Below are 25,486 nucleotides of genomic sequence, written 5' to 3'. Positions count from 1 at the left end.
CCGGCGGAACGGCTACGCGTCGAGAACCTGCCCGGCCCTCTTCACCACGGGCGGCTCGACACTCCACGGGAAATTGATCCACTCGTCCGTGCGCTTCCACACGTACTCGCACTTCACGAGCGACTGCGACTTCTCGTAGATGACGGCGGACCGCACCTCAGCGACGGCGTCGACGCAGAAGTCGTACACGAGCTTCAACGTCTTGCCGGTGTCGGCGACGTCGTCCGTGATCAGCACCTTCTTGTCGGAGAAGTCGATGGCGTTGGGAACGGGCGCGAGCATGACCGGCATGTCCAACGTGGTCCCCACCCCGGTATAGAACTCCACATTCACAAGGTGGATGTTCTTGCAGTCGAGGGCGTAGGCGAGCCCGCCGGCGACGAAGACGCCCCCGCGGGCGATGCTGAGCACGATGTCGGGCTCGTACCCGTCGTCGGCGATGGTCTGGGCGAGCTCGCGGACGGCGGTGCCGAAACGTTCGTAGCTGAGGTTCTCGCGCAGGTCACTCACGTCACTCGCGTCGCTCATGCCGCCGCCACTCACACCTGGGTCCGATGGAAGTTGAGGAAGGAGCGTGAGGCGGTCGGCCCGCGCTGCCCCTGGTAGCGGGACCCGTACCGGTCGCTGCCGTACGGGAACTCGGCCGACGAGCTGAGCTGGAACAGGCACAGCTGCCCGATCTTCATGCCCGGCCAGAGCTTGATGGGGAGGGTGGCGAGATTGGACAGCTCAAGGGTCACGTGCCCGGAGAAACCGGGGTCGATGAACCCGGCGGTGGAGTGCGTGACGAGCCCGAGCCGCCCGAGCGAGCTCTTGCCCTCGAGCCGCGACGCCAGATCATCGGGCAGGCTGATGACCTCGTACGTACTGGCGAGGACGAACTCCCCGGGATGGAGGATGAACGGCTCGTCCCCCTCGGGCTCGACGAGCCGCGTGAGATCCGCCTGCTCGATGGACGGATCGATATGGGGATAGCGGTGGTTCTCGAACACCCGGAAGTAGCGGTCGAGCCGCACGTCGACGCTCGACGGCTGCACCATGGATTCGTCGTAGGGGTCGATCCGTACACGCCCGGCGTCGATCTCGGCCCGGATGTCCTTGTCAGAGAGAAGCACGCCCCGAGGATACGCAGAGCGCCCGGGCCCGCCACAATCCGGTGATCGTGGCGGACCCGGGCGGTCACTAACGAGGTGAGCGCGCAGTACCACGTACTGCTACGTGGGTACTGCGCGCTTCGTATGGCCCGGCGCTCAGCGCCTCTCGTACTCCACAGGTACGACATTGCGGAGCCTGGCACAGCGTGGGCAACGGATCAGCCGGCCGGGGCCGAGCCGATCGGCCTGCTGCATCGGAAGCGAGGCGGTGCTGAACACGTGCCCTTCGGCACAACGGACGACGGTGCTGCGTTCCATCAAGTCCTCAGAGTCCCTTCCCCAAGAGCTGCGTCTGCCTGACGAGGAAGCGCCACATTACGGGACGAAGCGGGCGACCCTCCAGGCGGCACTCCGATCCCGCGCAGCCCCTCTTCAACCCCTCCACCGTACGCCCCAACTCCCGCGCCCCGCAGCCCCGTCCACCCCCCGAAACAGCACCGGGCCCCACGGCTTCAGCGCCGGGGGCCTGGCATGAGGTATGGTGAATCCGCGTTTCCGACACCGGTCCAAACCGTCCGAACCGGCGTCTTACGCGGGTGTAGTTTAGTGGTAGAACATCAGCTTCCCAAGCTGAGAGTGCGAGTTCGATTCTCGTCACCCGCTCCAGATCGAAACCCCAGGTCAGCGATCTGGGGTTTGTTTGTTGTCTAGTCCAATCCGAGGGGGTCATGCCCTCCGCGTACCCTAAGTCGCAGTTGGGTGACCACCCCAGGGGCGCCCTGGTGCCACTCTTGGCATCTCAAACCCTGAACGTCTCAAATAGCGAGACGCATTTGATGTGACCTGAGCCACAGGGTGACACCCCTCGGGTGAAGTCGCATACGCAAAAGACCAGTTCGCGGGCCCGACGGCCCGCGCTCTACGACGCCGGCCCGACCAGGAGTGCAGAGGAGCGGAGTACCGAATGTCCATTCGGGCCGCCCGAGGTCGACCGCAGAGAACCTCGCACGGCGCCGCCCACGACAGGTGGCGTGGGAGCGGCAGAAGCGCTCGGCGCTGTTCCAGAGAGTTGATCGAGTAGTGCGTTGGCCATGGCATGCCCAGCGACCAGGTCCCGGAGAGCATCCTCGGCGATGTAGCGGTAGCTCTGCGGTGGGTGGAAAGTGCCGCCGGCCCGCAGATGGGCCAGCGGCACCGGTTCCTGAAGCCGTTCGGGAGACTCCAGCAGAAGGGCTGATGCCTGGGCTGCGCCGTCCATGTAGGTGTCGTACTCAGCGCGACTGATCCCTGTTTCAGCACGGTGCTGCTTCCACACCTCGGCAGGCAAGGCGGTATCCACGCGAGCGACACGAGCAGTACCGACCAGCGCCATGACCGGCGAAGTGGCATAGAGGACGACCGGCGTGCCAGGCGGGACTGCCACTCTCTGACGACGGAGCTCCACCGACTTGCGCCCATCGAGGATGGAGGTCGCGAAGCGTGGGTGCAGGGATAGCAGGAGGGCACGTTCTGAGTCGGTCACCGTGCGGATCGACCTTCCTCGTAGATGGCTTGGAACAGGGCGGACGAGATCTTGAAGACCGACTGTACGTTGAGGGTGTGACTCTGGCGGCGGGCTAGCTGTTTAAGTCGCTTATACGGAACGAAGTTCGAAAAGATCTCCGTGTCGGAGAAGCGAATCGCCCGAGCTTGGTCGTGGCCCTCGCAATGCTTGAGGACGTCCGCGAGGTTCCACACGCCCAAGTGTTGGAAGCGCTGGTGGAGTTCGGAGATGTCATCAACGACGGTGGCATCGAACCGTGAGCAAGCGATGACCGACGACAGAGTGAGTGTCGGGTCGGCGCTGGCGTACCACAGGATGCGGGACGGGACCTTCTCACCGCTGGAGCGAGCAGCGCGGTAGTAGACGTGCTCGCGGCTCAGTCCTAGCTCGTCGTTGCGGGCCAGCAGTCCCTCAGGAACGCCGAAGAGGTCGTACGCATATTTCGGCTTGATCGGCACGAGGAAGGTCGGCAGCTCCGCGTCAGTGATCTTCAGTGGCCACCAGGCCCGCTCGACAGCGGATGCCGCAGCCGCAGGCAGAGGGGCTTGCAGGCGGGGCAGCTCAAGACCGAGTTGGCCAGCGAGGGCAGCCGCATGCTCATCGACGGCCTTCGTGTCCGTGACCTTGTCCAGAACGAAGGCGATCAGGTCGTCTCCGAGGGGCTGAAACCCGTCCTCCTGTGCTGCGGCACGTACCGTGGACGGCAGATGTGGGTCAGTCAGTCGCAACGCCTGGGCGCCGACGGCCCGGCAGTGTTGGCGCAGCAGAAAAAGGATTTGCCGGGCGATGGTCTCGCTCAGCGCATGTCCGTCGACGACGCGTAGCAGCGGGACTTGGAGCTGCTCCTCTCCTTGGCCATGACAATACGTGGCGAAGAGCTGTCCATGGTCGTCCACAATCTGCTGGCGGTCCCACCTACCTGGCTGGGCCGCAAGCTCACGTAGTCGCGCCCTGAAGGTGTTCAGGCGCTCGCCGCCAGGCTTGTTCAGAAAGATCAGCTGCTCCTGCTCCCTGCCTGCCGCAACAGCCCTCGTCGTGTAGGAGGTGCCGAGAAGGCGGCCGGGCTGATACAACTGCGCGCGCCTCAACTCGTCGAGGTGCAAAACGACGTCTGAGGGCCGCAGGATGCGGACGTTGCAGACCGCCTGGGCAACCTCGGAAAGTCGCAGGAAGTCGTCGTCGCGGGTGACAACGTACGGAACGCCGGCCGCGCCGGCCTCCGCCACATACCTCAGGTCCGAGAGATCATTCGGCTTGGCGGGCAGTGTGATGCCCAGCTTCTCCTTGGCAGCAGTGATCAATTTAGGTACGAGCTGGTCTGCCAGCTGTCTGTCGGGTCTAGGTCGTTTGTATGTGCTGGAAACGCGCAACTGACTGCGCCGCTCGGTCTGCTGCGGAATCTGGTTGATCTCGGCCACAAGCTCAGGCATGACGACCAAATCGACAAGCCCGGTCAACCACTCCGCCCCAAGAGCCTGGGTCTCCTGCGAACCAGTCCGGTTATTCGATGCGTGAAGGTCGGCGAACACGTTGCAGTCCATAGCGACGGTGAGGAGGGCCGTCGACTCCAGGTCGGTCAACAGATCCGCGTGGCCGTGGTCACGCCACCACACCACAAGTGGTTTGGGGTTCTTGCCGCGGCCGTCGACCTCATCGCGGGGCTCGAAGCCTAGCCGCGTCCACATCTGCTCGTAGCCGTAGTCCTTACGGCACCTCAGGATGATGCCGAGCCTGTCTTGGTGACGGCGAGTGATCTCGTCCACAAGAAGTCGGGCCACTCCGCCGCGCTGCCTACCGGGATCGACGCAGAGGTGAGTCAGGCGGATGCGCTGTCCTGGGAGCCCGTACAGGGCATAGCCGACGAGGTCTGAGCCTGCTACGGCAGCCAACAGAGTGTCTCCTCCAGCAGCCTGTTCGTAGACCGCTGGAGGCAGGAAGCCGAGCTTGCTCCTGAACCGGTCGCCCAGCGCGACTATGGAAGCCAGAAGCTCGGTGTTCTGGGGGCTGACGGGGCTGATGCGTATTGCGGCGCCGTTTGTGGCCTCAGGGGTCTGCACCGCCCAAGTCTGACCCCATTTCCCTTATGGCGCCACGTAGTTGAGATCGTCCAGCAATGCTGCTAATTGTCAGCGGACCACAGAGAGTCTCGGCCTGACCTCAGACTCGGTACCCCGCTGCCCCTCACCTTCCTGCGCAGTGACCACCAAGCCGAAGATCAGATCGTTGAGATCGGCCGAGTGCAGATGTAGCTGTCGGGCCACGTCCACAGGACGTGTGCCTTCGCTGCGTAGGACGGTGAACACCTTGCCCAACACTTGCGAGGTCTCGCGGGCAACCCCACTCCGGGGCTCCGACTTGCGGTAGCCGAGCCGGCCGAGTTCCACGCAGTGGGTTCGGTACTGCCACTCGGTGGTCAGACCTAGTTCGTGCAACCGGTGGGCAAGGGCCATGGCGGCGACTTTCCAGCGTCGCTTGGCCTGCAGGATCCAGTTGGTGCTCGCCCCCCGTGGTGCGTGGGCGAGAACGTCGGCTCGCGGCATAAGGAACGCGGCCGCAAATCTGTGGGCCTCGGCTTCGGCCTGGGGCCCGTGTGGCATCTGTTCTTCGCCGTGCAGAACCAAGTGCCCGAGTTCATGGGCAGCGTCGAAGCGCCCGCGTTCCGCAGTCTTCTCCGTGCTCAGCAGCACGAAAGGGATCCCCCGGTCCCAGAAGGAAAACGCGTCGACCTCCGGGCAGGCTCGTGAGAGCGAGAAGACACGAACGCCATGTGCCTCAAGCTGGTGCACAACATTCGGCATCGGGGCGTTTCCAAGTCCCCAACGGGCTCGCACCAGTGCGGCGGCTTCCTCTGCGGGCCAGTCTGTACCTGCCGCCTCCCCTGGATGCGGGATCTGGTCCTCGTCCGGGCCGAGCCGACTGAATGAAGTCAGCGACGGAATGTCGGGAGTCGGCAGGCGGAAGTGTGCGCCAATCCAGTCCTGCAGCACACGCGCCAGCCGCCCAGAACTGAGGGCGATGTCCCGCTGGGATGCGGTCATCTTGCTCAGGGCTCGGAAGCTCACCGAGTCGACCGTCAGGTCGGCGACCTCTTCGGCACTGAAGAAGGAAGGAGGGAACTCCAGCGCCGCCGCAATCGCATCCAGCGACGGCTGGCTGGGGGCAGCCCGCCCGTTCTCGTAGTCGGACAACCTGCGCGGGGTCAGGCTGACGAGCTGGGCGAGGCGAGTGACAGTGAGTCCTCGGCGCTTTCGCGCCAGGACGAGCCGAGATGCGGTGGTCATGGGAGGAGCCAATGGGGAGGTTAGGGCGGGCCGGTCAGGCCCGACGTTCGATGGGGATGTCGATGCCGCCCTGGTCGTCGGCGTCGTCGACGAAGGGAGTGAAGCCGTCGAAGTCGATCCAGGGGAGGATGATCCGCTCGTGCCAGCTGCTGATCTTGCCACGGTTTCCGGGATCGTTCGGGAAGGACAGCTCCGCGTGGAGCCGGGTTCCCTGGTCAGTCTTCGCGTGGTGGTAGAGCAGGAACCAGGTAGGGATACCGTCGCCGGCATCTTGCTGCTCACGCGGCGCCTCAGGCTCGCCGAACAGCAACATCTGCCGGTTGGTCTCCACCCGCTTCATCACCGCGTTGCCCTTCGAGTAGCGAGTGGAAGGGATGAGTGCTGCGTACCCGGTCTCCGGGCTGCCGCTGGAAGCCGTGATTGCGAAGTCACCGGACGGCGCGACGAGCAGCGGTACGTTGCTGGGGCTGGCGCTGGTCCATCCGTCCGGGATGTACGTCTCGCGCAAGAAGCGGACCGTCCGGCCCCAGAAGATGTTGCCGGGCAACGAAACAGGGTCCAACGGCGTGCAGAAGTTGCGCTCGGCCTCGGCACGCCGCAGCGCGTCTTCGATCCCTTCGACCGACAGTCCAAGCTCGGCCAGTCGGTTACGGGCCCGCAGATCCTCCGCATGCACGACAGTCATGTTCAGCCTCTCGACGAGCCACCTCGACTTCCGGAAATCCTCCCTCATATGAGGTTGAAAATCAAGAAATAAGGCAGGTCAGTGACTCCCACGTCTTGGTGCAGGGCACCAGCGGACCCATTGCGCTGAAATCAGCCGCTCGGTCATCACTGGAGCCGGCCGAGCTGAGCGGCCGACTCCAGTGATGAAAGCGGAGCATTACGCCTCACGGACGCTCTCGACTGTCTCTGCTTCGCGCAGTTGGGCACGCACCTCGGCATCGATGCCCTGGGCGAGCCTGCGCTGATGCTTCGCTGTCGAGTGCTGGTAGATCAGCTGGGCCCGTTCCGAGGACTGGCCGGCGCGGACCATGAGGTCCTTCAGCTTGGCGCCGGTGTCGGCGGCGAGGGTGTTACCGGTGTGGCGGAGGTCGTAGAAACGGAAATTCTTCGGCATGCCGACCTTGGTACGCGCCTTGCGCCACTTCCGACCGAAGGTCGAGCGACGGAAGGGGGCGCCTTTCTCGCCGACGAAGAGGAGGCCGTCAGGCTCCTTCTCCGCGAACCACTGCAGGTGCCGGCGTAGCTCCGGGAGCATGAAGTCGGGCAAGTAGACGGTGCGCTTGCCCGCCCGGGTCTTGGGGTCGCCGGTAACGCGCCTACCGTTGGTCAGCTCCGGGGAAGCCTGCGTGACGCGAAGGGAGCATTCGTCGATATCGACACTGTGACGGCGCAGTTCGGCCAGCTCCTCCGGGCGGAGCGAGGCGAAGGCGCCGAGCAGGACCATCAAGCGCCAGCGCGGGCCCATGCCATCGGCGAGGTCGAATACCTGCTCGATGGTGGCGGTGGGGCGCTCGTCGGCCTCCTCCTTGCCTGCGCCCTTGATACGACACGGGTTGTTGGGCAGGAGGTCGTCGTCGACCGCCGTCTGCAGGATGGCCTTCAGCAGACGGTACGACTTGGCGACCGTGGTGGCACCCGTCGCCTTCAGCCGCTCGGCTCGCCACGTGCGGACGGAGGACGGCGCGATCTCGTCCAGATTCTTGCCGCCGAAGGTCGGCAGGATGTGCAGGCGCATCAGGCCGTCGTAGCGGTCGAGCGTGGTCGGGGCCAGGCCGCGCTCCTCCGCCCAACGGAGTGCGTACTTCTTGAAGTTGACCGCGCCGGCGTCCGGGTCGCGCCAGTGGTTGCGCTCGATGTCGGCGCGAACCAGGTTGAGCCAGTCCTGGGCGTCGCTCCGGGTTTCGAACGTCTCCGGTGCGGTGTGCCGCTGTCCGTCCGGGCCGAGGTAGCGGGCCTGCCACCGGCCTGAGGCGAGCTTGCGCACCGTGCCGAACTCGCGCCGTCGCTGCGGCTTACGTCCCGCCATCAGGCCGCCTTCCCGTAACGGGCACGGATGCGGCGGACCGGCTCGACGGTGTGCGCATCGACGTACTCGGCGACCGCGCTCTCGGGGATGCGGACGGGGTGGCCGATCTTGACGTAGCGGATACGGCGCTCGGCGATCAGCCGGCGGATGAAGCGCTCGCCCGTGCCGAGTTGTTCGGCGGCCTCGGCCACTGTCAGGAGGCGGTCAGCCATTCAGGATCACCTCCTCCGCGGCGGAGCGCTGGGGACGGACGAGGGCAGGGGGTATTGCGGGAAGGCGCAAGGGTGGTGGGTCCTCACTCAGGTGCGGGATGGGAGAGACGAGCTCGGTAGGGCCGCCGGCGGTTCAGACGACGGGCCGGCCGTGCAGGAGCACGGGCGCTGAGACGTGAAGCGCTTCGGCGATCGCGATGAGGTCGTCGACGTCGCATCGGCGCTGGGCGCGTTCGATGCGGGACAGCATGGCGTTGGACATCGGGTGACCGAGCGCGGTCACACGGCCGGCCAACTGGCGTTGCGACAAACCGCGTTCGGTGCGGAGGATTTCGATGGTGCGGGCCGCGCGTATTCCTGCGGGTCCGATTTCCAATGAGCGTGCTGGCATGGCTCCAATTGAAGCGTCCATTCGCCGGTTTGGTTAACCGGCGATCGTGGTCTATGTTCCGCTCTCGCGGTTCGCCGCGAAGCGGTCTCCCGGGAGCGGGAAGGGCCGAGGACCGACAGGTCGACGACGTCCTGAGGGTGCCCTGACGTGGGGTGTTGTGTTGTAGCTTCCCCGTCGGCGGCACGTCAACGGCTTCCCGATGTGATGCTTCTGGCCCGGCGTCCAGGGCAACTATTTCGTCAACGGCCGATCGTGTCCTACAGTTTTAGGACCCCCCTTTACCGCCTGCTTTTTCGGCAGCCTTTCTGCCGTAAGAGATTGCGCGGGATGGGGCTGGACTTGCGCGGCTTGGGTGTGCCTATGTTGACGACACCCCCGGAAAGCGCGAGCGGCCACCAGCGCGCCCCGCGCCGCCGGTCGGCCAACTCCCCTGCCCCTGACGCCCGTACCGCCACGATCGACGGTGAGCCGTGGGTGCCCGCCCACCTGCAACCGAGTGAGGACCGCCCCCTCTTGGCACGAATCCGCACCATCAAGCCCGAAGCCTTCGTCTCCGAGTCCCTGGCCGCCGTCTCCCTGACCGCGGAGCGCACCTTCCTCGGCCTGCTCACCCAGGCCGACGACCAGGGCCGCCACCGCGATCACGCCGCGATCGTCGCGGGCCAGTTGTGGGTCCTTCGCCCTGAGCACACCCCGTCCGACGTCGAGACGGACCTCGCTCAGCTCTCCGACGCCGGTCTGATCTGCCGCTACACGGGGCCGGACGACAAGCGGTACCTGCACATCGTCACCTGGCACCAACATCAGAAGATCAACCGGCCCAGCGTGAGCCGCCTCCCCGGCTGCCCGCACCACGACGCTCGGGCCGGAGCCGCGCCGAGCGTCACAAGAGTCGGCGTCACGGAATCCTCACCGCTGCCTCCCGGAGCCCTCCGTGAGGGCACACCGGCGATACGCGAGCCCGCACCGAATCCGGGAGCCGAAGGCGAATCCGCAGGTCAGAACGGATTCACGCCATCCTCCGTGAGATCTCATGGAGGACTCCCGGAGCCGTCGGTGAAGCCTCACTGCCCGGATCTAGGACCTAAGATCATGGATCTAGGAAGTACTCCTTCGGGGGGCGCAAGCGCCCCAGCGCCCGACACGGTCTCGGCGCAGCAGCTCATCACCGAGTACGTCGCCGCGTGCAACCACCGCCCGCCGGGCGACTTCCTGGGCCATCTGGGCCGACAGGTGCGCAAGCTGCTCGACGAGGGCGTGGCTCCCGCCCACCTCCGAGCCGCGCTCGAACGCCACCGGGCCAAGGGCATGCACCCCAGCTCCCTGCCCAGCCTCGTGAACGAGGTCATGAACGCCACGCCCAACACCCCTGCCGTGCACCGTCCGTGGACCAACCCCACCGATGTCGCCGCCGCCTACGGAGATGAGCTCTGACCGCCACCCTCACCCGCGAACCCCAGTGCGTCGGCCCGCTCGCCGACCGGCTCAACAGCATCCTGGCCCGCCGCGGTATCGACGCCACCGCCGCCACCGCTGCCGAGGAGTCGCCGGCCGAGCCCGTCACCGCCCTGGAACTCGCGGACGCCCGCATCCCCGCCCGCTACCGCCGCGCCCTGGCCGACCACCCCCAGATCACCGCCTGGGCCGACCAGATCTCCGGAGCAGGACGCCCCGGACCCGGCGGACCAGGCATCGCCGAAGGCCCGTCGCTACTGATCGCCGGCCCCACCGGCACCGGCAAGACCTACCAGGCATACGGCGCCGTCCGCGCCCTCCTCAGCCGAGGCGTCCGCCTGCGCTGGGAAGCCACCACCACCGCCGACCTCTACGCACGCCTACGCCCCCGCAACGGCCACGACGCCGAACGCGACCTCCAGACGCTGGCCCGCTGCCCGCTGCTGCTCCTGGACGACCTCGGCGCGGCCAAAACCAGCGAGTGGACCGAGGAACTCACCTACCGGCTGATCAACCACCGGTACGAGCACATGCTCCCCACCCTCATCACCACCAACCTCCCGATCCCCGAGCTCCGCACCGCGCTCGGCGACCGCGTCACCTCACGCCTCGCCGAGATGACCGAACGCGTCGTCCTCACCGGCCCCGACCGACGACGCCGCACCGCACCCACCGCCTGACCGGCCCGCGCATCCTCCCCACCTCTACCTCGCATCGTCGGGCAGCGACGTGGCACCACCCCGGTCAGACATCCGCCGGTCCCCGGCCCCTCCGTCGTACGCGGCAAACGGGGACCGTATCGACGAGCACCACGCCAGACCGGGGACCGAACACAACCAGATCGGGGACCGCTACAGCAGTGCCGTCGGGGACCGACATGGACAGTGGCGGGACGGGACCGGTTCGCTCTGGGAAACCCCTGCTCAGGACGCTATGAGGCCGGTCCCCACAACGGTCCCCAACTGCGGGGACCGGTCCCCAACCGGCCCTGACACCTTGGGGACCGTCTCGTGCGGTGACACGGGGACGGTCCCCCTGACTCGACGTCAGGGGGACCGTCCCCAACGAACGTCCCAGCGTGGTCCCCAACGAACCCGGGACCGTGGATCACACCGCTCGGGACCGTCCCCAGGAGCCCCGTCCACTGGTCCCCATCCGACCCACGCTCCCGGACCGTCCCCGGCGACCGGCCGAGAGCAGATCCGGCGCGTTCCGCGCTCCTCACCCGCCCGGAACGACGGCCCGCCCTGGCCAAACAGCACGACCACCCCTCATCACGCAGACCCCACGGAGAACCGAGCGTGCACAACCAGCACGACAACCGCCCCACCGCACAGCAGGAGACGACCACTACCCCAGACAACGGCACAGCAAGTTGGAGGTTCGGACACTCCCCCGCAGGGGGAGCGCCCGAACCCGACCCCGCCCCGGGGGTGGCGGGGCCCGTCCGGCGCCAGGGGGCGCCGGGCGGGGAGGCTGCGACCGAGGGCGGATCGCAGCCGGGCAAGGCCGGCCGTACGCGCCGGACCAAGATCAAAGGGGAAGGCGCGTCTGCGCGAGAAGAAGCAGCGTCCCGCTCAGAGCGTCCGCCTCAGCGATCACGAGCACGCCATCATCCAGGCTGGCGCCGATGCCGTCGGCATGAGTGTGGCCGGCTTCCTCGCGCACTCCGCTCTTGCCGCCGCCCGCGACCAGTCCCGCACCGCCATCACCATCGCCACCGAACGCGATGTGCTCACGGAGCTGTTCGCCATGCGTCGGCAGCTCGGCTGGGCTGGCAGCAACCTCAACCAGGTGGCCAAGGCGCTCAACTCCGGCGGCGAAGTGCCCTATCTCAAGGAGGTGCTCGCCGACGTCCACCGCGCGGCCAATGCTGCGAAGAAGGCCGTCGACCGGGTCGCCAACCGCCAGGAGCAGGAGGGTGAGGCGGCTTGATCCCCAGCATCCACCGGCAGGGCAGCAGCACCCTCGGCCTGCTCCACTACCTCTACGGCAAGGGCACGCACGAGGAACACGTCGACCCGCACCTGGTCGCCTCCTTCGACCACCTGGCCCCCGACCCCGGCCGCGCCCCCTCGGCCACGAAGAAGGACCTCGCTCACCTCCTCGACCAGCCCCTCCACCTGCTCGACGCAGACCAGCAACCCGAGCAGCACGTGTGGCACTGCTCGGTGCGCGCCGCCCCCGACGACCCGATCCTGACCGACGACCAGTGGGCCGACATCGCCCGCCGCATTGTCGCGGCCACCGGCATCGACCCCGGCGACGGCGCCGGCTGCCGCTGGGCCGCCGTCCGCCACGCCGACGACCACATCCACATCATCGCCACCCTCGTCCGCGAAGACGGCCGCCGCCCCGACCACCACCGCTCCGGCAAACGCGCCCAAGCCGAAGCCCGCCTCATCGAAGCCGACTACGACCTCCATCGTGTTGCCCCCGGCGACGGCACTGCGGCGAAGCGCACCACCAGCGCCGAGCGGCACAAAGCCGATCGCCTGGGCTGGGACCGCGCTGCGCGCGAGGAGCTGCGCGAGACCGTGCGCCGCGCGGTGGCCGGTGCCGCCTCCACGGACGAGTTCCTCGACCGTCTCAAGGACGCCGGGCTGCTCGTACGCACCAAAGTGCTGCCCTCCGGTGACCTGAAGGGCTACACGGTCGCCTTGCCCAGTGACCGCAACGGGGAGAAGGAACCGATCTTCTACGCCGGTTCCACGCTCGCCCCCGACCTGTCCCTGCCCCGTATCCAGGCACGCTTCACCACCGACTCCGCCTCACCGGAGACCACCGACAGCCAGCGGCCGGAACGCCCCACCGCGGTCTCGGCACCCGCCGTGGCACGGCGCACCACCGCTCACGCGGCCTGGGCGGCACTGCTCGTCCTCGACCGCAGCGGCGACGACGGCGCGGCTGCCGCCCAGATTTCTGCCACCGGCGAGGTCCTCGACGCTCTCGCCAAGACCTCGGCACTGCACACCCGTGACGAACTACGCCGGGCAGCCTGGGAGTTCGAGCGGGCCTCCCGCTCCCATACCCGAGCTGAGTTCCGCCACGCGCAGGACCTGCGCCGGGCAGCCCGCGACCTGGTGTACAGCGGGCCCGCGTTCGGGCGGGGCGAGGACGGGGCCGGCACCGCGCTGGTCCTGGACACGCTGGTCTTCCTCGCCATCGCCACCGCCCACTGGCACTCCCAGCGTCAGCACGCCCAGCAGGCCGAGGCCGCGCGCCGGGCTGCCGCGCACCTGCGGACCGCCTACCAGCAGGCAGCCGCCAAGCCCCTCGCCGTGCTGCGCGAACGTGGCCGCCGTATCGCCCCGCCCCTGCGCCGTCACCACGCCACCACCGTGCGCGCCGCCTTGCCCGAGCTAGCAGAGACCGTCCTGGCCGAGCCCGGCTGGGACGCCCTGGCCGCCACCCTCGCCGACGCCGAACGCGCCGGCCACAATCCCCGCGCTCTGCTCGCCGAGGCCGCCGCCGGCCGGGAACTGGACACCGCCGATTCCGTCAGCGACGTTCTCGTCTGGCGTCTGCGCCGCACCGCGGATCTCCCGTTGTACGCCCCAGCCCAGGAAGCCACCCGGGCCAACCGCCCCAACGATCACATGTCTGCCGCGCAGACAATGCCGATATCACCGGCATCGCGGGCACGACGTCGTTGATAACGGCACGACGAACGCGTTGAGGGTGCCTGAATAGCTCCCGGTAAACAGATGACGGGCCCGACCGCACCATGGTCGGGCCCGTCACCACCTGCTCACTCCGCTCCTTGCTGCCACCTCCAGCCGGGCGTCAAGGGCGGGTGCGTCGGGCTTCTCGGATGAGGTTGATGAGAGCAGCGTCCTTCTGGCACACGCACCCGGGGGTGGGAAGCCGGTGGTCGATCATCTGGTCGGGCCGGGGGCCGAAGCGGGTGTCGTACTCGATGCGTCGTGGAGGCCCGCTGACCAGGCCCGTGCTGCGTGCGATCCAGGCGCCGACGACCAGGCAGGCCGCCTGCTGGGCCACGAACGCGGCCGAAGGACGGAACCCGTCGTCCGTTCTACCGGTCAGCTCAGCCGAGTTGATCAGCCCGCACACCGGCCGTCCGAGGAACTGCCCTACGAGCTCCCGCTGTTGATTGTCCAGGCATTCCAGGTCCTGTTCGGTCAGCGGCTCCTGCCCGCAGGCGATTCGGGATAGCGGGAGCCCGGTCAGTTCATGCAGTCGTTGCTCCGCGCTCTTCCCGATGTGGTTGGCCTTGAAGTAGCAGCGCAGGCAGGGGCCGGTGGGCAGTGCCTCGTGCAGGGCGACAGTGGTGCCGACCGGGCCGCCGGTGCTGCCGTCCAGGGTGAGATCGGCCTGCAGCCGCTGCAGGTCGTGCCGGGCATCGACGCTGTCCAGTCCGCCGAGGACGATCCGGGGCCACGGCAGGGTGCCCGCATCGACGGCCTCGATGGAAGCCTGGATCGTCCCGTGGAACGGGGTCACCTCGATCCGCCGTAGGCGTGCGTCGATCAACCGCACCTTCGGCAGGCCCGCAGCCGCGTCGGCCAGGGTACCGATGCTGTACGAGGTGACGTTCGGTTTCTCGAAGACCTCCCTGTCCACCACCGTCAACTCGCCGGAGACCTGCAGCAGGTCAAGGATCAGGGCGATGCCGGTGCCGATCGCACCGCCTCCGCCCAGCAGCACCTGCTCCAGCGCGGGCAGCGGGGCGACGACGATCCCGGGTTGCTCACCGGGGAGGACGGGGCAGAAGTCCACCACCGGGGTCACCTGGAACTTCCCCTCCGGCAGCCCGGCAACGACCTTGAACGCCTCACCGGCCAGCATCGCCGCAGTGAGGACCACGCCCAGCCCGGTGCCGGGCGCGTTGAGCCGGGGGAAAGGATGACCGGTGTGCCGCAGACGGACCCCGTGCCCGTCCGGCGCACCGGCCACCGTAGTACCCAGCGGTGGTGCGGTTCCCACGTGCAGATGCAACGGCGCCCTGCTCCGGGCCTCGCTGATGCGAAGCGGCCGGTCCGGATCGATCCCGGCCGCCGTTTCCACCAGCCTGCGGATGAGTTCGTCGTCGAGCCGTCCCGGTCCGCGGCCGGGGTCCAGACTCAGCCGGACCGGCCACCGGCGCAGGTCCGCCACCAGTACTTCGAGAGTCTCGGCGGCCGCAGGCAGGTGCCCGTCCGCCGTCAGGTGGATCAGGATGCCCTCCATCCGCTCCCGCAGGGTGGTGTCTTCCACGCCGGCGGCCAGGCCGCCCAGGCGTACGCTGCGGCTGTAGTCAGTACTCACGGACGCCCTCCTCATCGAACATCACCGTGCGCGCCAGGGACAGCGCCGGGTCGACAACAGGAGCGGTGCAGGGCACCCAGTCCTGCTCGAAACGCCACCACCCCCACGACGCCGGGTCGGCGGGCGGCGCTGCGTAGGTCGGGACGACAGCGCTGACGAACCCCGGCACCCGCAACGAGTACGCGCGGTCGGTCCGCGACAGGAAAGCCTTCTCGGGGTGCGAATGGATCATCGCCCGCACCCGGTGGGACCGTTCCTCGGCGAAGGTGAACAGCCGGTCGTACGCGACCGCGCTCACCGTGAACAGCCCTGGACCCCGCACTATCCCCGCCGTCCCGGCCACCGCCACGACCCGCACGTGCATGTCCGACCGCCCGGTCAGCAGCAGCGCGCCGGTCTCCTGGTCGGCCAGCCCGTGGCACCGAATCTGATGGAGCACCGGGTCGACCGCGCCGGCTGGCAGCACCAGCTTCCTCGTGTCGGTGGTCATCCGGCACGCCTCCCGTCAACGCGATCGATGTCGTCCTGCACGTTCTCCACCACGTACAGGAAGGGATTGCCGGTGCTCCGCCAGGAGTGCGGCCCGCTGCTCCACTCGGCGTGGAGCCTTTGGCCTTCGGCGGTGAACGGCTTGCACACGTCGTTCGAGCCGTAGCGGTAGCCATCCGCTCCCGGCCAGGCACTGGGCGCTCCGACTCCGGAGACGCCGATCGACTCGACGAAGACGAGAGAGGGCGGCCGGTCCGGGTAGACCGTCCACTCGATCCGGGCGATGAACGCTGCGCGCTCACCGCTGTTCGGTTGCACCTCGGCCCAGAACAGGCCGTCGGGGTCCTGGTCGCGGTGGTGGAGGCGGCCGGCGGCCGAGGAGAGGAACTCCTCGACCGCCGGGACGTCGCCCGCCAGCCGCAGACGGCTCTCGAGATCCACGCCTGACTCCCGGGCTCTAGCCGTTGGTGGTCTCGGTGCGCAGCTTCAGGTGCAGGGCCTTGGCGTGCCCGGCCAGCTCGCCCACCGTTGCCTCGGGCGGGACCTCGTGCCCGTTGTGGAACAGGTAGTAGCGGGTGGTGCCGTCGCTGGCGAAACCGAAGGCGGTGAGGGTGTCGGACAGGACGCTCGTGGCGGTCACCTGCGAGGCGTAGTCGTGCTGGTACGGGTGCTCGGCGAGGGCGGAGGTCACCGTGATCTTGATGTCGTGGGTCTGGGGCATACCGATCTCCTGGGTCATTCGAGGGTTGGTGAAGGAGCGCTCTACTGATTCAGTAAAGCATCACTGCTTCTGTAGTGAGTCCAGTGTGATCACGTCAGGTCGATGCAGTCAAGCTTCATCGCCGTATTACTGCGCGCTACGCTGCTCGCATGAGCCCCGACCGGAGCCAGCTCCCTCTCCCGGACCCCGAAACGACCGGACCGGACGCTGTCGAACAGTTCGACATCGCCGAACTCGGACGCCTCCTGAAGGAACACCGCGGCCCCCTCTCCCTCCGGCAGGCCGCCGCCGAAGCAGGCGTCAGCTTCAGCACCCTCACCCGGGTCGAAGCCGGCGCCCAGCCCGACCTCGCCACCTTCACCCGCCTCTGCGCCTGGCTCGGCGTCTCCCCGAGCCGCTTCTTCACCTCGACCGCCACCCGCCAGATCTCGCCCCTCGACCAGGCCATCACCCACCTCCACGCAGACCCTCGGCTCACCGGCGACGCAGCGAACAAGATCAGCTCTGTTCTGCGCGACCTCTACGACGCCCTCGCGAAGGAGGCGGTCCCCGTCGTACCCGCCCTTGCCTGCCACCTCCGGGCTGCCTCGGTGCTGCGTCCTGGCGTCCCCCAGCGGCTCGCCGACCTGCTCACCGACATGAACACCGAACTCGAACGACTCGTCGAAGCAGGCGAACTGTGACCCTCCCCCGAGGCTTCAAGGCCAACGCCGAACGAGAAGCCCTCCGACTGCGCCGCGAACTCGATCTCAGCGACACCGATGCCCTGAACGTCGACGACCTCGCCGACCACCTCAAGGTCAAGATCGTCAGCGCCGAGAAGCTCGTCAGCCACACCCGCCTCGAAGAACTCGAACGAGTCCAGGCGTACGCCTTCTCCGCCGCGACCTTCCAGGTCTCCGGCAGGAACATCGTCGTCACCAACCCGCTCCGAACCCCGGGTCGCAGGGCCAGCGACGTGGCCCACGAGCTCTCCCACCTCGTCCTGAAGCATGACCTCACCGAGATCCGCGAAGTCAATGGCATGCCCTTCAGGACCTGCCGCCCCGACGAGGAAGAACAAGCCACTGCCTTTGGCGGAACACTCATGCTTCCCCGCCCCCTGCTGCTCGGCGCAGTACGCCGCCAGTGGGGGCCGGCGCAGATCGCCGAGCACTACGGAGTGACCGAGGAGATGGCCCGGTACCGGTACAACACCACTGGGGTGGCCAAACAGGTCCGAGGCCGCTGACGGCGCCGGAGGTAGGCGCTGTCGGTCTGCCGCTTACCGCCGGGACGTGGCGCGGGAGCGGGCAAGTACTTCGGTTGGCGGGCTCTGTGGCGCATGCCGGGCGGCCGCGAGCGATGAACGACGCGCGCGTACGAGCGGTGTGACGGTCCGTCGATACTCAGCGGGCGCCAGGCGGTCCCACCATGGGGTAGCTCCCGAGATCGCATACGGCTGCGCTGCTTGTTTCGAGGATCGACGGTGGCCAAGTGGGCTCTGGACTGGTCACGGAGTCCACTCGGTCGCGTACAGCCGTTTCACGCTCGTCGGCTGTCAGCTCTGCTCAGGGCGGCACCCCGGCTGATCGGGAGCGAACTCTGCCTGAGCCTCCCACTGCCCAGAGCTATGGTTTCGGCCATGCGGGAGGTGGAGTACGAGAGCTACGGCTGTCCGCTGGAGAACTACCAGCTCACCCGAGCCGATCACCGACAGCAGAAGCAGTCGGAGGACATCAGACGTTGGGTGGAGAAGCAGGCCGCTGAGGAGAAGGCCAAAGAGCGGGCAGACCCTGTGCTCGCAGCAGGTCGCCGTGCTGTCGTGGAAAAGGTACTGGACATGCTTCGTAGCTGCCAGACGCCTGAGCGCGACATCATGCGGTGGCGCGTACGGCTCAGTTGCGGCCACATCGTCGAGACTCGGCGGCATCGTGAGAATGGCAAGCCCACGCTGCACGGCTCGTCGTCAATGCAGTGCCCAGAGTGCGGGAAGGACCCATCAGCGATCGTGGCCTTCGAGCCCATCGGGCTGGCCGGCCAACCGCCCTCTCCTCCGAAGCCAGCGGCTTCTCCGCCGCCAAAGAGGCCGACCCGTGCGGAGCTTGAGCAACGTGTAGCCGCACTGGAGAGGGAGAACGAGCGTCTCCACTCACAGGTGAGCGAGGGGTAGCTTCCCGGCCATCCAGGTTGCCAACCCATACCTGGTTCGGTGAATCACCTCAGCGTGGCGTCGAGGTGCTGCTGCACCGGCTCGAAGAGCCCGTACGGCACGTAGGTGGGGATATCGGCGAGGGCCACCCACGCGAGCTCGGCCAGCTCCTCGGTGTCCGCGACGTACGCCGTACCACCCACGACCTTGCAGACCGTGTACGACATCAGCCGACCCGTCTTCGGGTGGATCCGCTCGCCAATGAGCTTGACGGCGGCCACGTCCAGACCGGTCTCTTCCTTCGTTTCGCGCACGGCGGCGTCTTCACGTGCCTCGCCTGGCTCGACCTCGCCTGCGGGGAACTGCCAAGAGAGCTGGCCCTCGCTGACCCGGCGCCGCACCATGAGCACGCGGTTGTTGTGGATGACGATGGCCGCGGCGATGCCCGGCCGCTCGTCTCCATTCTGCTGCATCATGTCCGCTCCTCCAGCACAGCGAGTACGGGCGGAAAGATCGTATCGACGGGGATGAAGCGGGTCACCGCGTTTCAACGGGAAGTACGCAGGCGCCGGTCGCCGCTGGCCAAGAGCCGACCGCTGAAGGGCCACCCATGGTGTCGGCTGACGAGATCGACGATCGCCACTACGCGATCACCGACCTTCTCGACGACCTTGCGGGAGCATCTGCCGCATCGGCACGTTCGTCAGGTCTGACCGCCTCGGGTAGCTGTCACAGCCGAAGCCTCGGCCAGCACCACCCAGGCCGCCTTGGTCCCGCAGTTCGTGACCTGGAACCCCCACTGCCCCTGGGTCAGCTCGTTCACGATGTGCAGGCCCCGTCCGCGCTCAGTGAGCAGCCCGCTCACTGCCTCCGACGCGGTGGCTTCCGGCGAGGGCACAGCAGCCCGCACCTTCCCAGCGGAGAGGTCAGCAACTCGACGCGCCGGATGCATCGACCTGGCCGTGGCCGATCGCGACCAGAGCGCGGTCCAAGACCTCCTGGACCTGGCCAAGGGCCGAGATCGTGGTCACCAGCCCCTGGGCTTGGTAGTGGTTGATGACCGGCGCCGTCTCGCTGCGATAGACCTCCAGTCGCTTACGAACGGTTGCCTCGCGGTCGTCATCGCGCTGGTACAGCTCACCGCCGCAGACATCGCAGGCTCCTGCCACTTCAGGCGGGCCGTAGTCGACGTGGAAGATGTGTTCGCGGTCCTGACGGCACAACCGTCGTCCAGCGATCCGCCTGACAACCTGGGCCTCAGGAATCTCCAGGTTTAGCACCGCATCCAGCCTCGACTTCGAGTCGGCCAGGATGCCGTCCAGCGCCTCCGCCTGGGCAAGATTGCGAGGGAAGCCGTCCAGCAGGAATCCGCGCTCGGTGTCCGGACGGGCAAGGCGCTCTTTGACCACCCCGACGGTGACCTCGTCCGGTGCCAGAAGGCCGGCGCGAATGTACGTGTGGGCGTTCTGCCCGAGCTCGGTGCCCTGGTCGATGTGCTCGCGGAACAGGCTACCGGTGGAGATGTGCTGGATCGACAGATGCGCGGCAAGGCGCACTGCCTGCGTGCCCTTGCCGGCTCCGGGCGCCCCGATCAGGAGGATGCGCATCGATGTAGTGTCCCTTCGTCATGCGTGGCCAACAAGCTGTCTCTGGGACACATGATCGCCGCGCACCGATGTCATTGCCTATCCGGTAAGCCGCCCCCTGGCGGTGAGGAATGACCACACCATGGGACATCGCTAGAGCGGGGAAGTACGAGACCGTCGACAGGGGTCTCTTCTCCTGGGTCTGCGGGAAGGGCAGGATTCTGGGCATGAGGATTCTGGTCTTGGGCGGTACGTGGTTCCTGGGCAAGAGCATCGTGGACGAGGCGCTACGCCGCGGCTGGGACGTGACGACGTTCAACCGCGGCCGGTCCGGGCGGGACGTGCCCGAGGTGCGCGCGATCCACGGTGACCGTACCGAGGTGACAGACCTCAACCGGCTTGCCTCCCAGGGGCCGTGGGATGCCGTGATCGACACGTCGAGTTCCGAGCTGCCGCCGCGTGATGTGCGGCTGGCGGCACAGGCTCTGCGTGATGCGGCGTCCCGATGGGTGCACGTCTCCACGGTGTCGGTGTACGCGGGTTGGCCGCACCAGACCCTGACCGAGTCGTCCGAGGTGCTGGACTGCCCGTCCGACGCGGACGACTCCTTCGGTCATACAGGCTCGGACGGTTCGCCCACCAAGTACGGGTTTCAGAAGGCCGGCGGGGAGCGCGCGGTCCGTGAGGTGTTCGGCAAGCGGGCGGTGTTTCTGAGGCCCGGGGTCATTCTTGGGCCGGGTGAGTACGTGGGTCGGCTGCCGTGGTGGCTGCACCGGGCCGGCCGGGGCGGACCTGTGCTGGCGCCGGCTCCGGCCGACCGGCTCATCCAGCCGGTCGACGTGCGAGATGTCGCGGCCTTCGCCGCGGACCAGGCGGCTGCGACCACTGGCGGCGCCTTCAACGTGGCCCACCCTGAGGGGATGAGCTTCGGGGACTTCCTGCTCGCGTGCCTCGCCGTCACCGAGGCGGACGGTCACCTGGTGTGGGTGGAACCGGAGTTGCTCGTCGAGCACGGGGTCCGGCAGTGGACCGAGCTGCCCCTGTGGCGTACCCACACAGGGGTGTGGTCGGTGAACGCCGACCACGCGGTGACGGGCGGACTGCGGTGCCGCCCGCTCGCCGAGACGATCACGGACACCTGGGCGTGGCTGCGCGCCGACGGTCGCCCTGTGGATCACCCCCGCTGGGCGGAGCACGGGCTCGCCCCCGAGAAGGAGGCCAGGATCCTCGCTGCCCTGGCCTCCGATTCCTGAGTCCCCTCACCCCTCCAGGACGGTCACCGCTCCGGCGCCCGCACCAAGCTGGTGCTGAGCTGCGAGTCGGCTGAAGTGCTCCAGTCGCTGGCCGATTTCGTCGGCGAGGGGCGTTCGGCGGAAGCGTTCGTCGGTCAAGGCCCGGCGGATGCGCGCAGTGCGGGTCAGCAGGCCGGTGGCGCGTTGCTCACCTGGCACGATCCAGACGCGTTCGAGGGCTTCGGCGGCTCCGTCGAGATCGCCGCTCAGCAGCCGGGCGGCGGCCAGGTCTGCGGCGGCGCCACCCACGACGCGTGCGGAGCGGTGTGCCTCGGGCTTGCTGGTCGCCAACTCCAGGGCGGTGCGGGCTGCGGCCTCGGCCTGTTCACCGTCGCCGAGGAGCAGGCAGGTCGAGGCGTTGGACATGGCCAACCGCTCGCCGGGGAAGCCGAATTCGCCGGCCACGCCGTCGTGCAGGTCGTCGGTCTCACCGCGTCCCTCCCGACGAGAGGCATCGAGGGCCCGCTGCGCGGAGGCGGTATCACCTCGGTGGCCGTGCGCGCGTGCCTCGATGGCCGCCAGGCGGCGGTGCGCGACGTCGCCGAGACCGGTGAACATCTGCGCGCGTTGCGCGATCTGGGCTGCCTCGGCAGGGCGGCCGGAGAAGTAGGCGATGTAGGCGAGAGCGCCTCCGGCGAAAGCCCGCAGCGGTGTGAAGCGGGCGGTCTCGCCGTACAGGGCGGAGGCGCGGGCGAGGCGGGTGGCGCCATCGAGGGATCCGAGGTCGAAGGCCGCCGCGGACAGCAGTGCGCAGGCTTGGCCGGCGATGATCAGCAGGTCCTGTTGCTGGGCGGGCACCTGGGTGCGGTCGCGGTGCTGTTCGGCCTCCTCCCTCAGCCTGCGTGCGGTCTGGAGGACTTCGAATGCCGAGAAGGAGTGGTAGCGGCGGGCGAGTTCGGCGACGTCGTCTCGCAGCTGGTCGAGGGTGGTGTCGGAGATGGACGCGGAGGCGGCGGCACCGGCCTCGCTGGATGCGTCGCGTGCGGTCATGTCGATCTCGTCTTTCAGGCTGAACGCGGGTGCGGGTGACTCGGGCGAGGGAGGCGCCTGGAACAGGGCGGCGGCAGTGACGCCGAACATCTCCTCCAGTACCCGGCAGGCGTCCGGGCTGGGCAGGGTCCGGATGGTTCCTGCGGTCCAGCGGCGGAACTGTGCCTCGGAGATCGTCGGGTTCGCCGTGCCCTTCTTGACGACCTTCTCGGCGGTGCGGGTGAAGTGGGCCAAGAAGTCGCTGTAGCGCCAGTGGCGTTGGGCCACCAGAGCCTTGAGCAGCGTCCTGGGACGTTCATCCATCTTCAGCCCCTCTCTGCCAAGAAGACCACTGACCATCCGCCGTCGGCCTTGGGCCTGCGGCTCCCTCGCATGCAGGGGATCCCGTCACCTGCTCCGCATGCAACGCCCTTGGCTCAGACGACACTTCGACGCTACCCCCGCGCGACATTTGTCACCCGGAAGAGCGCCGGACGCTATCTGTTGGGCCATGGCGGTGAGATCCGCATCAGTCCCACTCTGGTCGCCGTCACCGAGTGCGAGGAGCCATCACCGGCAACGTACACGGTGGTTGAGATCCCGCTCGGTCTTGTCCGTCCCTTCGCAAGGAGCCTCGCCGTGATGCAGGAAAGCCCCCCACTGGCCCTCCAGGGCAGACGGCCGCTTCCTCTACGTCCGGGTGGCCGGGCCTGTCCCGCTCCCCTGCGCATGCAGCCGTGGGCGACTCCGGCCAGTAAAAGCGCCGATCACGCCTCGGCCAGCCGTTTCAACAACAGCACCGGAATCGTACGGCGGGTCCAGGACGCATTGCGCAGGTGGGAATGATGACGGCCACCGAATCGCGGCCGTCGGTCGGCCGCATCCTGCGCGCGATCGCGACGCTTCTGGAGCCCAGCCCGGAAGCCGTGTCCAGGGCGCGCAGGACCGTGCACGACGCGCTGGCCGCATGGGGCCTGGACAACAACCTGACGGACGACATGGTGCTCGTCGCGTCAGAGCTCGTGACCAATGCCCTGCAGCACGCCTCAGGACCGATCGTGATGGTGCTGCAACAGCGCGACGAGACGGTTCTCGTCGAGGTCGCTGACGTCTCTCCCGCCCTTCCGGTGCCGTGCCGCGAGTCGGCCGACGACGAGTCCGGCCGCGGGTTAGCCCTGGTGGAGGCGTTCTCGGACGACTGGGGATACCGCAGGCGGGGGAACAGTCGCGGTAAATGGGTGTGGTGCAGCTGGTCGCTGAGTCCCACGGCCACCCGCCTCACCGACGAACTCGAACGCCGACTGCGGCTTCTCGGGCTCGTCACACAAATGTGGCTGGCGGCGCCCCTCTGCAAACCCTCGCCAAGGCCATAGCCACAGCAAGCATCGGAAACCGCACCGCATACGCGCACGCCGCTGCTCGGCGGGCACAGCCGAGAAAGAGGGAGCCCGTGAACAACGTCCCCGACATGACCGCCCCTGACGACGGAGCCCCCGCGTCCGACCAGCAATTGCGCGACGCGATGGTCCGGAAACTGATCGCGCTCGATGCAGCCCGAAGCCCGCACGTGGTGGCCGCGTTCCGCAAGGTCCCCCGACATCTGGCCACCCCCGACGATGACATGGCTGCGGTGTACCAGGCCGAGAACGCCGCGATCACGAAGAAGGACGCCGACGGCGTGGCCATCAGCTCGGTGTCCGCCGCCCGCATCCAGGCCATGCAGATCGAACAGGCCGGCATCCGGCCCGGCATGCGCGTCCTGGAGATCGGCTCCGGCGGCGTCAACGCCGCCTACCTCGCCGAGATCGTCGGCCCCGAGGGCCTCGTCGTCACCGTGGACATCGACCCCGACGTCACCGCACGCGCCGAGAAGTTCCTGGCCGACACCGGCTACGACCAGCAGGTGCGCGTCATCACCGCCGACGGCGAATACGGCATGGCCGAGCACGCGCCGTACGACCGTGTCATCGTCACCGTCCAGGCCGCCGACATCCCGCCGGCCTGGACCGGACAACTCGTCGACGGCGGCCGTGTCGTCGTGCCCCTGCGGATGCGCGGCATGACCCGTACCGTCGCGCTCGTCCGCCACGGCGACCGGCTGGTGAGCGACAGCGTCGAGCTGTGCGGTTTCGTGCCCATGCAGGGCGTCGGCGAGAACCGGGTCCGCCTGGTCCTCCTGCACGACACCGAGGGCGAAGAGGTCGGGCTGCGGCTGGACGGCCACCCCGAGCCCCATGCCGACGGGCTGCGAGCCGCCCTGCGCAGCCCTCGCGCCGAAGCCTGGTCCGGGGTGGCGCTCGCCGGTGACGAGTCCAGCGAGCACCTGGACCTGTGGCTGACGACCGCGCTGGACAACCTGCCGCTTCTGGCCGCGACACAGGCTGCCCGCGAACGCGGCCTGGTCGCCTCCGCCTCGCCGCTCGGGGTGCCCACGCTGGTCGACGCGGACAGCTTCGCCTACCGCACCGTGCGTCGTACGGACAACCCGGACCGATTCGAGCTCGGCGCCATCGGACACGGCTCGCACGGCCAGAAGGTCGCCGAGCGCCTGGTGGAGGAGATCCGGGTCTGGGACGGCGAGCACCGCCACAACCGGGCACAGGTCGAGGTCTACCCGGCGTCCACGCCGGACGGGCAGCTTCCCGAGGGCCGGGTCGTCGACCGGCCCCACACGCGGGTCCTGATCACCTGGCCGTAGCGCCGACAGCACCCACCGGCCAGGACAGCAAGGCACATCCCACCCAGCTCTACAGGAGGAATTCGAGATGGCACAGCAGGGCAGCACCGCGCTCAAGGCCGCCACGGACTTCACGGCCGCCGCCGACACGGACTTCGACCTCGACATCGAGACCATCGCGTCCGCCCCGGTCGTGCCGGGTCTTCTGAACGACACCGGCGACGGCTGCGGGGCGACCTGCCAGTCCGCCTGTTCCAACAGCACCTGCATCGGAGGCTGACCAACCGGTGCGGGGCCGGGCCGACGTCCTCGGCCCGGCCCCGCATCTCCCAGGACGACGGACGA

28 protein-coding genes, 1 tRNA gene and 1 pseudogene are annotated in these 25,486 nt (G+C 68.1%); 12 read left to right on the top strand and 18 right to left on the bottom strand.

All coding sequences use genetic code 11. The features are described from left to right. Positions 1–12 precede the first annotated feature (12 nt). Together ACH4YP_RS12010 and dcd are read right to left on the bottom strand one after the other, a co-directional pair. Positions 13–510 carry a phosphoribosyltransferase gene (locus ACH4YP_RS12010; protein WP_361058003.1) on the bottom strand — a complete coding sequence of 166 codons (498 nt, stop codon included), beginning with the start codon at positions 508–510 and terminating at the stop codon, positions 13–15. 29 nt (positions 511–539) lie between these two features. Further along, positions 540–1,115 (bottom strand): dCTP deaminase, encoded by a 576-nt coding sequence (gene dcd, locus ACH4YP_RS12005; RefSeq protein WP_360068004.1) that lies wholly within the window; start codon positions 1,113–1,115, stop codon positions 540–542. Between the two features lie 571 nt (positions 1,116–1,686). On the opposite strand from dcd, the gene ACH4YP_RS12000 reads away from it, so the two are divergent. Further along, positions 1,687–1,760: transfer RNA gene (locus tag ACH4YP_RS12000), tRNA-Gly, on the top strand. A gap of 253 nt (positions 1,761–2,013) precedes the next feature. On the opposite strand, the gene ACH4YP_RS11995 is transcribed toward ACH4YP_RS12000, so the two are convergent. From ACH4YP_RS11995 to ACH4YP_RS11965, 7 genes are all read right to left on the bottom strand, one after another. Continuing rightward, a complete protein-coding gene (locus ACH4YP_RS11995; protein ID WP_398490550.1) occupies positions 2,014–2,538 on the bottom strand; it encodes a hypothetical protein in 525 nt (174 codons plus the stop codon). A 74-nt stretch (positions 2,539–2,612) separates the two neighbouring features. Continuing rightward, a complete protein-coding gene (locus ACH4YP_RS11990) occupies positions 2,613–4,694 on the bottom strand; it encodes a GNAT family N-acetyltransferase (protein ID WP_398490451.1) in 2,082 nt (693 codons plus the stop codon). Between the two features lie 69 nt (positions 4,695–4,763). After that, the gene (locus ACH4YP_RS11985; RefSeq protein ID WP_398490450.1) at positions 4,764–5,918 is read right to left on the bottom strand and encodes a helix-turn-helix domain-containing protein; all 1,155 of its coding nucleotides are present in this window, start codon (positions 5,916–5,918) and stop codon (positions 4,764–4,766) included. 34 nt (positions 5,919–5,952) lie between these two features. Further along, positions 5,953–6,594: a hypothetical protein gene (locus ACH4YP_RS11980; protein ID WP_398490449.1), complete on the bottom strand. Its 642-nt coding sequence runs from the start codon at positions 6,592–6,594 to the stop codon at positions 5,953–5,955. A gap of 207 nt (positions 6,595–6,801) precedes the next feature. Then, on the bottom strand, positions 6,802–7,950 hold the full coding sequence (locus ACH4YP_RS11975; protein WP_398490448.1) for a tyrosine-type recombinase/integrase: 1,149 nt from the start codon (positions 7,948–7,950) through the stop codon (positions 6,802–6,804). Next, positions 7,950–8,162 (bottom strand): helix-turn-helix domain-containing protein, encoded by a 213-nt coding sequence (locus ACH4YP_RS11970; protein ID WP_398490447.1) that lies wholly within the window; start codon positions 8,160–8,162, stop codon positions 7,950–7,952. The genes ACH4YP_RS11975 and ACH4YP_RS11970 overlap by 1 nt, the downstream gene beginning before the upstream one ends. A gap of 133 nt (positions 8,163–8,295) precedes the next feature. Further along, positions 8,296–8,553: a helix-turn-helix domain-containing protein gene (locus ACH4YP_RS11965; protein WP_398490446.1), complete on the bottom strand. Its 258-nt coding sequence runs from the start codon at positions 8,551–8,553 to the stop codon at positions 8,296–8,298. Between the two features lie 513 nt (positions 8,554–9,066). On the opposite strand from ACH4YP_RS11965, the gene ACH4YP_RS11960 reads away from it, so the two are divergent. From ACH4YP_RS11960 to ACH4YP_RS11945, 4 genes are all read left to right on the top strand, one after another. After that, positions 9,067–9,987, top strand: a complete 921-nt coding sequence (locus ACH4YP_RS11960; protein ID WP_398490445.1) for a hypothetical protein — start codon at positions 9,067–9,069, stop codon at positions 9,985–9,987. Next, a complete protein-coding gene (locus ACH4YP_RS11955) occupies positions 9,984–10,688 on the top strand; it encodes an ATP-binding protein (protein WP_398490549.1) in 705 nt (234 codons plus the stop codon). The genes ACH4YP_RS11960 and ACH4YP_RS11955 overlap by 4 nt, the downstream gene beginning before the upstream one ends. 961 nt (positions 10,689–11,649) lie before the next feature. Beyond that, positions 11,650–11,943 carry a mobilization protein gene (locus tag ACH4YP_RS11950; protein ID WP_398490444.1) on the top strand — a complete coding sequence of 98 codons (294 nt, stop codon included), beginning with the start codon at positions 11,650–11,652 and terminating at the stop codon, positions 11,941–11,943. Further along, a complete protein-coding gene (locus ACH4YP_RS11945; protein WP_398490443.1) occupies positions 11,940–13,664 on the top strand; it encodes a relaxase/mobilization nuclease domain-containing protein in 1,725 nt (574 codons plus the stop codon). Before ACH4YP_RS11950 ends, ACH4YP_RS11945 begins: the two co-directional genes overlap by 4 nt. A 130-nt stretch (positions 13,665–13,794) precedes the next feature. On the opposite strand, the gene ACH4YP_RS11940 is transcribed toward ACH4YP_RS11945, so the two are convergent. From ACH4YP_RS11940 to ACH4YP_RS11925, 4 genes are read right to left on the bottom strand one after another with little or no spacing between them, the layout of a single operon-like run. Next, entirely contained in the window at positions 13,795–15,276 is a 1,482-nt protein-coding gene (locus ACH4YP_RS11940; RefSeq protein ID WP_398490442.1) for a ThiF family adenylyltransferase, read from the bottom strand. Next, positions 15,266–15,766: a hypothetical protein gene (locus ACH4YP_RS11935; RefSeq protein WP_398490441.1), complete on the bottom strand. Its 501-nt coding sequence runs from the start codon at positions 15,764–15,766 to the stop codon at positions 15,266–15,268. Before ACH4YP_RS11935 ends, ACH4YP_RS11940 begins: the two co-directional genes overlap by 11 nt. Next, complete coding sequence (locus ACH4YP_RS11930) at positions 15,763–16,206, bottom strand: hypothetical protein (RefSeq protein ID WP_398490440.1); 444 nt, start codon at positions 16,204–16,206, stop codon at positions 15,763–15,765. Before ACH4YP_RS11930 ends, ACH4YP_RS11935 begins: the two co-directional genes overlap by 4 nt. Positions 16,207–16,222: 16 nt before the next feature. Continuing rightward, positions 16,223–16,486 carry a hypothetical protein gene (locus tag ACH4YP_RS11925; RefSeq protein WP_398490439.1) on the bottom strand — a complete coding sequence of 88 codons (264 nt, stop codon included), beginning with the start codon at positions 16,484–16,486 and terminating at the stop codon, positions 16,223–16,225. 149 nt (positions 16,487–16,635) lie between these two features. On the opposite strand from ACH4YP_RS11925, the gene ACH4YP_RS11920 reads away from it, so the two are divergent. From ACH4YP_RS11920 to ACH4YP_RS11910, 3 genes are all read left to right on the top strand, one after another. After that, positions 16,636–17,169 (top strand): helix-turn-helix domain-containing protein, encoded by a 534-nt coding sequence (locus ACH4YP_RS11920; RefSeq protein WP_398490438.1) that lies wholly within the window; start codon positions 16,636–16,638, stop codon positions 17,167–17,169. Continuing rightward, the gene (locus ACH4YP_RS11915; RefSeq protein ID WP_159083194.1) at positions 17,166–17,717 is read left to right on the top strand and encodes an ImmA/IrrE family metallo-endopeptidase; all 552 of its coding nucleotides are present in this window, start codon (positions 17,166–17,168) and stop codon (positions 17,715–17,717) included. The genes ACH4YP_RS11920 and ACH4YP_RS11915 overlap by 4 nt, the downstream gene beginning before the upstream one ends. A 393-nt stretch (positions 17,718–18,110) precedes the next feature. Beyond that, the gene (locus tag ACH4YP_RS11910; protein WP_398490437.1) at positions 18,111–18,638 is read left to right on the top strand and encodes a hypothetical protein; all 528 of its coding nucleotides are present in this window, start codon (positions 18,111–18,113) and stop codon (positions 18,636–18,638) included. Between the two features lie 44 nt (positions 18,639–18,682). Here the strand turns inward: ACH4YP_RS11910 and ACH4YP_RS11905 are convergent, their stop codons facing one another. The 4 genes and pseudogenes from ACH4YP_RS11905 to ACH4YP_RS11890 form a co-directional block, all read right to left on the bottom strand. Continuing rightward, entirely contained in the window at positions 18,683–19,093 is a 411-nt protein-coding gene (locus ACH4YP_RS11905) for an NUDIX hydrolase (RefSeq protein WP_398490436.1), read from the bottom strand. Continuing rightward, a pseudogene (locus ACH4YP_RS11900) lies at positions 19,090–19,164 on the bottom strand (NUDIX hydrolase); the annotation flags it as partial. The pseudogene ACH4YP_RS11900 and the gene ACH4YP_RS11905, both read right to left, overlap by 4 nt. A gap of 156 nt (positions 19,165–19,320) precedes the next feature. Next, positions 19,321–19,515 carry a hypothetical protein gene (locus tag ACH4YP_RS11895; RefSeq protein ID WP_398490435.1) on the bottom strand — a complete coding sequence of 65 codons (195 nt, stop codon included), beginning with the start codon at positions 19,513–19,515 and terminating at the stop codon, positions 19,321–19,323. 28 nt (positions 19,516–19,543) lie between these two features. Next, positions 19,544–20,224 carry an adenylate kinase gene (locus ACH4YP_RS11890; protein WP_398490434.1) on the bottom strand — a complete coding sequence of 227 codons (681 nt, stop codon included), beginning with the start codon at positions 20,222–20,224 and terminating at the stop codon, positions 19,544–19,546. 206 nt (positions 20,225–20,430) lie between these two features. Between ACH4YP_RS11890 and ACH4YP_RS11885 the strand changes: the two genes are divergently transcribed. After that, positions 20,431–21,456, top strand: coding sequence for an NAD-dependent epimerase/dehydratase family protein (locus ACH4YP_RS11885; protein ID WP_398490433.1), 1,026 nt, complete (start codon positions 20,431–20,433; stop codon positions 21,454–21,456). 6 nt (positions 21,457–21,462) lie between these two features. On the opposite strand, the gene ACH4YP_RS11880 is transcribed toward ACH4YP_RS11885, so the two are convergent. Then, entirely contained in the window at positions 21,463–22,788 is a 1,326-nt protein-coding gene (locus ACH4YP_RS11880; protein WP_361057901.1) for a DNA-binding protein, read from the bottom strand. Positions 22,789–23,309: 521 nt separating this feature from the next. Between ACH4YP_RS11880 and ACH4YP_RS11875 the strand changes: the two genes are divergently transcribed. The 3 genes from ACH4YP_RS11875 to ACH4YP_RS11865 all read left to right on the top strand — a co-directional run bounded on the left by ACH4YP_RS11875 (position 23,310) and on the right by ACH4YP_RS11865 (position 25,421). Continuing rightward, on the top strand, positions 23,310–23,837 hold the full coding sequence (locus ACH4YP_RS11875; RefSeq protein ID WP_398490432.1) for an ATP-binding protein: 528 nt from the start codon (positions 23,310–23,312) through the stop codon (positions 23,835–23,837). A gap of 95 nt (positions 23,838–23,932) precedes the next feature. Beyond that, a complete protein-coding gene (gene fxlM, locus ACH4YP_RS11870; RefSeq protein ID WP_398490431.1) occupies positions 23,933–25,162 on the top strand; it encodes a methyltransferase, FxLD system in 1,230 nt (409 codons plus the stop codon). 67 nt (positions 25,163–25,229) lie between these two features. After that, a complete protein-coding gene (locus ACH4YP_RS11865; protein ID WP_361057895.1) occupies positions 25,230–25,421 on the top strand; it encodes an FxLD family lanthipeptide in 192 nt (63 codons plus the stop codon). The last annotated feature ends 65 nt before the right edge of the window (positions 25,422–25,486 follow it).

The sequence above is a fragment of the Streptomyces sp. NPDC020747 genome, from assembly GCF_044334695.1.
Lineage (GTDB): Bacteria > Actinomycetota > Actinomycetes > Streptomycetales > Streptomycetaceae > Streptomyces.
Note: the sequence above shows the minus strand (reverse complement) of the source record. Positions and strands in the feature narration are given on the sequence as shown.

What these genes read in the sequence shown, in the direction of transcription:
- ACH4YP_RS11985 (WP_398490450.1), bottom strand. Translation starts at nt 5,918, where the DNA reads ATGACCACCGCATCTCGGCTCGTCCTGGCGCGAAAGCGCCGAGGACTC.
- ACH4YP_RS11975 (WP_398490448.1), bottom strand. Translation starts at nt 7,950, where the DNA reads ATGGCGGGACGTAAGCCGCAGCGACGGCGCGAGTTCGGCACGGTGCGC.
- ACH4YP_RS11970 (WP_398490447.1), bottom strand. Translation starts at nt 8,162, where the DNA reads ATGGCTGACCGCCTCCTGACAGTGGCCGAGGCCGCCGAACAACTCGGC.
- ACH4YP_RS11965 (WP_398490446.1), bottom strand. Translation starts at nt 8,553, where the DNA reads ATGCCAGCACGCTCATTGGAAATCGGACCCGCAGGAATACGCGCGGCC.
- ACH4YP_RS11950 (WP_398490444.1), top strand. Translation starts at nt 11,650, where the DNA reads ATGAGTGTGGCCGGCTTCCTCGCGCACTCCGCTCTTGCCGCCGCCCGC.
- ACH4YP_RS11935 (WP_398490441.1), bottom strand. Translation starts at nt 15,766, where the DNA reads ATGACCACCGACACGAGGAAGCTGGTGCTGCCAGCCGGCGCGGTCGAC.
- ACH4YP_RS11925 (WP_398490439.1), bottom strand. Translation starts at nt 16,486, where the DNA reads ATGCCCCAGACCCACGACATCAAGATCACGGTGACCTCCGCCCTCGCC.
- ACH4YP_RS11920 (WP_398490438.1), top strand. Translation starts at nt 16,636, where the DNA reads ATGAGCCCCGACCGGAGCCAGCTCCCTCTCCCGGACCCCGAAACGACC.
- ACH4YP_RS11910 (WP_398490437.1), top strand. Translation starts at nt 18,111, where the DNA reads ATGCGGGAGGTGGAGTACGAGAGCTACGGCTGTCCGCTGGAGAACTAC.
- ACH4YP_RS11905 (WP_398490436.1), bottom strand. Translation starts at nt 19,093, where the DNA reads ATGATGCAGCAGAATGGAGACGAGCGGCCGGGCATCGCCGCGGCCATC.
- ACH4YP_RS11890 (WP_398490434.1), bottom strand. Translation starts at nt 20,224, where the DNA reads ATGCGCATCCTCCTGATCGGGGCGCCCGGAGCCGGCAAGGGCACGCAG.
- ACH4YP_RS11885 (WP_398490433.1), top strand. Translation starts at nt 20,431, where the DNA reads ATGAGGATTCTGGTCTTGGGCGGTACGTGGTTCCTGGGCAAGAGCATC.
- ACH4YP_RS11880 (WP_361057901.1), bottom strand. Translation starts at nt 22,788, where the DNA reads ATGGATGAACGTCCCAGGACGCTGCTCAAGGCTCTGGTGGCCCAACGC.
- ACH4YP_RS11875 (WP_398490432.1), top strand. Translation starts at nt 23,310, where the DNA reads ATGACGGCCACCGAATCGCGGCCGTCGGTCGGCCGCATCCTGCGCGCG.
- fxlM (WP_398490431.1), top strand. Translation starts at nt 23,933, where the DNA reads ATGACCGCCCCTGACGACGGAGCCCCCGCGTCCGACCAGCAATTGCGC.
- ACH4YP_RS11865 (WP_361057895.1), top strand. Translation starts at nt 25,230, where the DNA reads ATGGCACAGCAGGGCAGCACCGCGCTCAAGGCCGCCACGGACTTCACG.